Source organism: Helicobacter kayseriensis (genome assembly GCF_021300655.1).
In the GTDB taxonomy this organism is placed as follows: Bacteria; Campylobacterota; Campylobacteria; order Campylobacterales; family Helicobacteraceae; genus Helicobacter_G; species Helicobacter_G kayseriensis.
Genome location: NZ_JAJTNB010000006.1, coordinates 60,992 through 67,332, shown reverse-complemented (window position 1 = coordinate 67,332; position 6,341 = coordinate 60,992). Strand labels below are relative to the sequence as shown.

Here is a 6,341-nt window from a genome sequence, read left to right as displayed (position 1 = left end):
TTTCATGGAGCCTCTTGTGTTTGGAGGCTCCAAAAGTTTTTCATAATTTATAGTGTGTGTCTTTTAAAGTCATTCCCCACCCAAAAGGTGGGGAGGCTTTGGGGAAAATGGACATCACCTTCATATTCATTTTTTCAAAAGAATTATTATAAAATCTCGATCGATATTGATAAAATCTTAATCAAAAATCGCTATGATCTTTTATTAAGCTCATCAACACACAAAGAAATACAAAATTTTATGGAGCCTCTATCTAATGGAGGCTCCAAAAGTTTTTCATCTCTTACAACACTTTTTATGTGTTTTGCTTACTTCACTCTTGAAAACAAGAGTGAAGCCTTCATTTATTCTTGAATAAAATGTGCTCCCAAACTTGTCTCTCTTGCCAAAGCATGCAAAACAATCTCGCGCGCAACCTTTAATCTCAAGCCAAACATCTCACCCATTATCCCCATCTGCATTTGTTCGATTATCCTCAATGCTTCTTGAAGTCCCTGCTTTGTGCGGATGATTCCGACTTGATTCCACATAAGATGCCTTAGCTGGTTTTTAAGCTCTAAATCATTAGCGTGAAACAGCTCCTTCATTGTCGGTAATCTCACCTCAACATCTCCTTGCTTATCCTCATACACTCCACTAATCTCATTTGCAACTCTCTTACCAAACACAAGTCCCTCCAATAAGGAATTAGATGCTAAGCGATTGGCTCCATGAAGTCCATTGTTGGCACACTCTCCGATTGCAAAAAGATTTTCAACCCCCACAACCCTCCCATCAAGTCCCACCTCAATCCCGCCCATACAATAATGAAATGCAGGTGAAATGGGAATCAGCTCATAAGGCGGATTGGCTCCATATTCTTTCAAAGAAGTGAAGATATTAGGAAACCTATCTTTGAAATGTTGATAAGAAAAACTTGAAAGATCCAAAAAAGCTTGCTCTCCGCTTTTGCGACAATGATCAAAAATCCCTCTTGCCACTATATCCCTTGGTGCAAGCTCTCCACGCTCATCATATGCAAACAAAAATCTCTCACCCCTCGCATTGACAATCTTCCCCCCCTCCCCCCTGACTGCCTCACTTATCAGAGGTTTTCTAGCACTTGGGGCTTGTGTATATACAGTGGGATGAAACTGCATCATTTCCATATCTTTAAGCTTCAAGTTGTGCTTTAGAATCATTCCGTGCAAATCTGCGCTCAATGTCCTTGCGTTGGTATGATAAGTATATAACCCCCCTATCCCTCCGCTAGCTAGGACAACATAGTTGGCCAAAACTTTGATGATCTCTTCCCCTCTCTTGATTAAAACCCCTTGACACCTTCCCCCCTCAATCAATAAATCAACCACTTGGGTATCTTTCCATAATGGATGCCTTAAGCGCTCAAGAAGATGAGTGTGCAAAAACTTTCCACTCCCATCTCCATCAAAGTGAATAATCCTTGCCCTTTGATGCCCCCCCTCTTGGGTATAAAGAATCTGATCCAACTCATTTCTATCAGCTCTGATTCCAAGCTTTTCCAAATCCCTTACAAGATTTAGACTTTCTTGAGAAAGAATCCTTAATGCCTCAAGATTATTGAGATGAGATCCTGCGCCCAAAGTATCCTCAATATGCAATCGCATATCTTCTTCATCCAAAGCCACACTAATCCCCCCTTGGGCATAAAAGGTATTGCATTCTTGAGGTTCTTCTTTGCAAACAAGCAAAACTTTCAAGCTAGATGGTAGATGCAGTGCACAATACAATCCAGCAACCCCACTCCCCACAATCACAACATCATATTTCATTATTTTTTGACTTCTTGAGAGGGAGAAGTTGCTTGATGATCTAAAGATTGGGCTTGTGGAGGAATCTCTTCTCTCCACACAGGAATTGCCTTAAAGCCACAGCCTACACAAAAAAGAGAATATGCTAGAATCACACAATGAAAAGTTCGCATTTGATTATCTCCCAATTAAAAAGTGCTCATTCTTGGTCTAAACTCAAAGAATTTGATGAGATCTCAAAACTCATCAACTCTTTGACTTTGGAAGCGCGTAAGTATATAGCTTTTGCACACAAAAAAGAACAAATCCTTCTAGTTGCACTCAAAAATCCCAATCTATGCGCAGAATTCAATACCTACACCGCTCCAATACTACTCAACACCCTCTCTTCCTTCAAAGAACATTTTCCCACACTTTCCTCACTCAAACAAATCAAAGCATATTTTCCACAAACCCCATCTCCACCAAAACGCTCAACTTCTCTGCTCTCAAAAGAAGAGCTTGATGCTCAACTCAAGCAAATCAAAAGCTATCGCCAAAGACGCGCCTTGATCCAAAAATACCAAGAGCAAGGCTGTATTCGCTTTCTACCTCCTAGACACTTTGCAAGATACAATGAAATCATTGAGACTTTTTTCATCCAAGCCTATCAAGAAAGAAGCGATGGAAACTTTCAAATCCAAAGCACCAATCCCAAACTCACTTCTATCTTTGAATCCATCCAACACATTATCCAACAAAGCCATGAATCCTAAATCTCAACTCATCCACACACTCCAGACACTTCCTAAAACTAGCGGGATCTATCAATATTTTGACCAAAAAGGGCGCCTACTCTATGTGGGAAAAGCGAAAAATCTCTACAACCGCGTGCGAAGCTATTTTAAAGTCAGTGATGCTTCTCCTAGCTCAAACCTAAGCTCTAGAATCCACCATATGGTGCTTCAAATCCATTCGATTCAGACATTGATTGTCAAAAGCGAGCACGATGCCCTTATCTTAGAAAACTCCCTTATCAAACAACTTAAACCCAAATACAATATCCTGCTTAGGGATGACAAAACCTATCCCTATATCTTTTTTGACCTTTCTTCACCCTTTCCGCGCCCCCAAATCACACGCAACAAAAAAAATAAAAATTGTTTATATTTTGGGCCCTTCTGTTCTGGAGCAAGAGATTTGCTTGATAGTCTTTATGAGCTTTTACCTTTGGTGCAAAAAGGAAATTGCCTGCGTGAAAAAAAGGCTTGCTTGTTTTACCAAATCAAGCGTTGCAAAGCCCCCTGTGAGGGAAAAATCTCACAAGAGGAATATCAAAAAATTTTACATTCTTGTTTTGAGTATCTCAAAAACAAAAAACTCCTTATCTCACACTTAGAAGAGAGAATGCAGATCCTAGCCTCACAAGAACGCTTTGAGGAAGCACTTATTTTGCGTGATCGAATCAAAAAGTTCTCTTCTCTTAGCATTGATTCTGTGATTGATCTACATACACAAGATGCCAATTGGGATGTGTTTGCAATCCATCACGATGGGAAAATGGCTACACTTGTCAAACTCTATATGCGAGAGGGGAAAATCATCTCTAGTGATTATGACAAGATCCCTCTCCAACAAGGAATCTTGGAAAAAGAAGATCTATTATCTCTCTATCAACAAGCCCTTGTATCACATTATTCAAAAGATCTTCCAATCCTCCCCAATGCAATTTTGCTCCCCAATGAAATCTTGCTTGAAGAAACCCTCTCTTGGCAAGAATGGCTTGGACACAAAATCAAAATCCTTATCCCTCAAAAAGGAGAGAAAAAAGAGCTTGTCGATCTTGCACTTCTCAATGCCAAAGAAATTTCACGCACAAAAAATGATGAGAGTGATCTTTTGTTGCAGATTCAAAAGCTTTTTGACCTAAGCCACATTCCTTATCGAATCGAAGTATTTGATACAAGTCATCACGGAGGGAAAAATAATGTCGGGGCAATGGTTGTTTATGAAGATCAAAAATGGGTCAAAACTTCTTATCGGCACTATCTTTTGGAAGGAAGTGATGAATATTCTCAAATGCGTGAAATGCTTGTGCGACGCGCTAAGGATTTTGAAAAAGATTCCCCCCCTGATCTTTGGCTCCTTGATGGAGGGGTTGCACAAATCAAAATCGCTCAAGAAGTGCTAGAAAGTAGTGGTGTAGAAATCGATATCATCGCAATCGCCAAAGAAAAGCTTGATCACAAAGCACATCGTGCCAAGGGAAGAGCCAAGGATATTCTTCGAGCAATCATTCAAAATCAAACCAAAGAATTCTCCCTTTTGCCAAGTGATACAAGACTTCAATTCTGTCAAAAACTCAGAGATGAGGCACATCGATTTGCAATCAATTTTCATCGCAAGAAAAAACTTCAAGGGTTTATTCCCAGCACCCCATCTGAGAGAAAAAATCAAAATTAACAAAAAGTATCAGAATCTATAGAGTTTCAAAAACATTTAAACAAGTAGAGTTAATTCCCCCCCCCTCCCTCTTTTTAAATTAAGCTTTTTTGTAGAGTTCTTCTTCGATTTGAATATAAAATTTTGCAAGCTCTCCATAAGCCTTTTCCCAAGCTTTTAAAACCGTTTCATCTGCTCCTAATACAGTTTTGATCGCTTTAAGTAAACATTCTCCCACGATTGGATAGTGTTCGGGTTTGACATGAGATTTCACATGAGTTTCACCAATTTTTGTCACAAAAGCTCTCATATTTTCCATATTGTCAATATTCATCGCTGCATTCCAAACCGCATTTGCCAATGCTTTTGGTTGAGATCCATTTTTTTGCTTCCCCATATCAAACATTGGTTTGACCTCAGGATAACGCTCAAACATATCACGATAAAATTCTTGCGTAATCTCTTCGCCCCTTTCTTTCAAAATAGGTGCTGTTGATTTAACGATATCAATTGTATTTTGATCCAACATCGCTTTCTCCTTTTTATACAAACTACAAAATGCGGAGAGATATTAGAGAAAAAAACAAATCCTGTCGGTAATCTAGATTACATTTTGACAAATCCCCCTGCATATTTCATCCAAATAGCAATCCTTGATTGTTTATAAGATTTCCCTCATTGATTCCCCTCCCCTCTTATATCTTTTGCTTAATTGGTTTATCTTGACTTGCAAATCTGGATTTGCTTATGATGCTCAATGATAATCCCCTCTTTAATCATTGATAAGATTTCTTTAGAAAGAGCGGGGCGTGAAACTCCTAGAAACTCAGCAAGCTCATAGCGTTTTAGTGTAGTGTTTGGATAGATTTTCAAATAATTTAGGATTTTCTCCCTCAAAGAGGTTTTGCTAAGGATTTGAATCTTATTCGAAAGATTGAAAGCCTTTCTGGCCAAAATCTTATTCATCGCCTTTGACATATACTCAAGAACAAATTCTTTGGGGATCGCTAGCACGTCACCCTCTTGAGCCATAAGCGTATAATAAGGATAAGGGATATCCAAAAACAAAATCACCTCTCCAAAGCACTCTCCCCTCTCCCCAAACACAGCAATAATATTGCGCTTCCCTCCCAATGTATTTTCACACACATATACCACCCCACTTAACAAAATATACAGATATTTTGGGAGATCCTCCATTTCAAAAATACTCTGACCTTTTTTGAAATGCATAACCTTGCTAGAGTTTAAAACTAGCTCCTGATTCTTGATATCTGCAAACAAGGGATGAGAAAAGATCTCTCTCACTTGCTCTCCATCTTCATACTCATATCTAGCCAAGTGGCTTGATGAATAAGACTTCCACAAGAAACGGCATCTACACCGCTTGAAGCATATTCAGCGATATTCTCCAAAGATAGATTCCCGCTTGCTTCTAGCAAAACAAGAGGATACTTTTCATTGCGTATTTGGACAACTCGCTTGATCTCACTGACCTCCATATTGTCACACATCACAATATCAACACCGGCCTCAAAAGCTCGAACACATTCTTCAAAACCCTCACACTCCACTTCGATCTTGCAAGGAAAGGGGAGGTTTTTTCTTGCCTGAGCAATAAGCTCGCAAAGATCTGTGATGTACAGTAAATGCGTATCTTTCAGCATCAGTGCATCATCTAATCCCAAACGATGATTTTTTCCTCCCCCATTGCGAACAGAATATTTTTCTAAATTTCTTAGCAATGGGCGCGTTTTGCGTGTATCTAAAAGTGAAATAGGGAGATTTTTAAGTTTTTGAACAAAGTGATATGTATGCGTTGCAATCCCACTGCTATGTTGAAGGATATTCAAAAGCACACGTTCAACTTTCAAAATCTCAAGATAGCTCCCCTTGATTCTTGCCAAAACATCTCCATACTCAAATGCCTGAGTATCCCTGAAGGCCTCAAGCAAAGAAAGTCCTCGCATTTTACAAAGTGTTTTGAGATAAAGCTCTCCAGAAAAAATTCCGCTACTTTTTGCAATCACACAAGCCTCAACAACTCGATCTTCTGCAATCAAAGAAAACAAATCCCCTCTTCCCCAATCTTCACGCAATGCTTCTTTGATAAAACCCTCAATCAAATCATCCATAGATTCCATCCTCTTT

General features: G+C 39.2%; 6 protein-coding genes and 1 pseudogene. 2 read left to right on the top strand and 5 right to left on the bottom strand.

Annotation, left to right across the window (positions count from 1 at the left end; all coding sequences use genetic code 11):
• Window positions 1-344: 344 nt before the first annotated feature.
• A complete protein-coding gene (locus tag LW137_RS05420; RefSeq protein ID WP_233033976.1) occupies window positions 345-1,790 on the bottom strand; it encodes an L-aspartate oxidase in 1,446 nt (481 codons plus the stop codon).
• A complete protein-coding gene (locus LW137_RS05415; protein ID WP_233033974.1) occupies window positions 1,790-1,942 on the bottom strand; it encodes a hypothetical protein in 153 nt (50 codons plus the stop codon). Before LW137_RS05415 ends, LW137_RS05420 begins: the two co-directional genes overlap by 1 nt.
• Here LW137_RS05415 and LW137_RS05410 point away from each other — a divergent pair.
• Window positions 1,928-2,524 (top strand): hypothetical protein, encoded by a 597-nt coding sequence (locus LW137_RS05410; protein ID WP_233033972.1) that lies wholly within the window; start codon window positions 1,928-1,930, stop codon window positions 2,522-2,524. The genes LW137_RS05415 and LW137_RS05410 overlap by 15 nt on opposite strands.
• Window positions 2,433-4,166 (top strand): annotated as a pseudogene (uvrC, locus tag LW137_RS05405) (excinuclease ABC subunit UvrC); the annotation flags it as partial. The gene LW137_RS05410 and the pseudogene uvrC, both read left to right, overlap by 92 nt.
• A gap of 124 nt (window positions 4,167-4,290) precedes the next feature.
• Here uvrC and LW137_RS05400 read toward each other — a convergent pair.
• The 3 genes from LW137_RS05400 to nadC all read right to left on the bottom strand — a co-directional run bounded on the left by LW137_RS05400 (window position 4,291) and on the right by nadC (window position 6,325).
• Window positions 4,291-4,719, bottom strand: coding sequence for a globin domain-containing protein (locus LW137_RS05400; protein WP_283092251.1), 429 nt, complete (start codon window positions 4,717-4,719; stop codon window positions 4,291-4,293).
• Window positions 4,720-4,907: 188 nt separating this feature from the next.
• Window positions 4,908-5,498 carry a Crp/Fnr family transcriptional regulator gene (locus LW137_RS05395; protein ID WP_233033968.1) on the bottom strand — a complete coding sequence of 197 codons (591 nt, stop codon included), beginning with the start codon at window positions 5,496-5,498 and terminating at the stop codon, window positions 4,908-4,910.
• On the bottom strand, window positions 5,495-6,325 hold the full coding sequence (gene nadC, locus LW137_RS05390; RefSeq protein WP_233033966.1) for a carboxylating nicotinate-nucleotide diphosphorylase: 831 nt from the start codon (window positions 6,323-6,325) through the stop codon (window positions 5,495-5,497). Before nadC ends, LW137_RS05395 begins: the two co-directional genes overlap by 4 nt.
• Window positions 6,326-6,341: the final 16 nt, after the last annotated feature.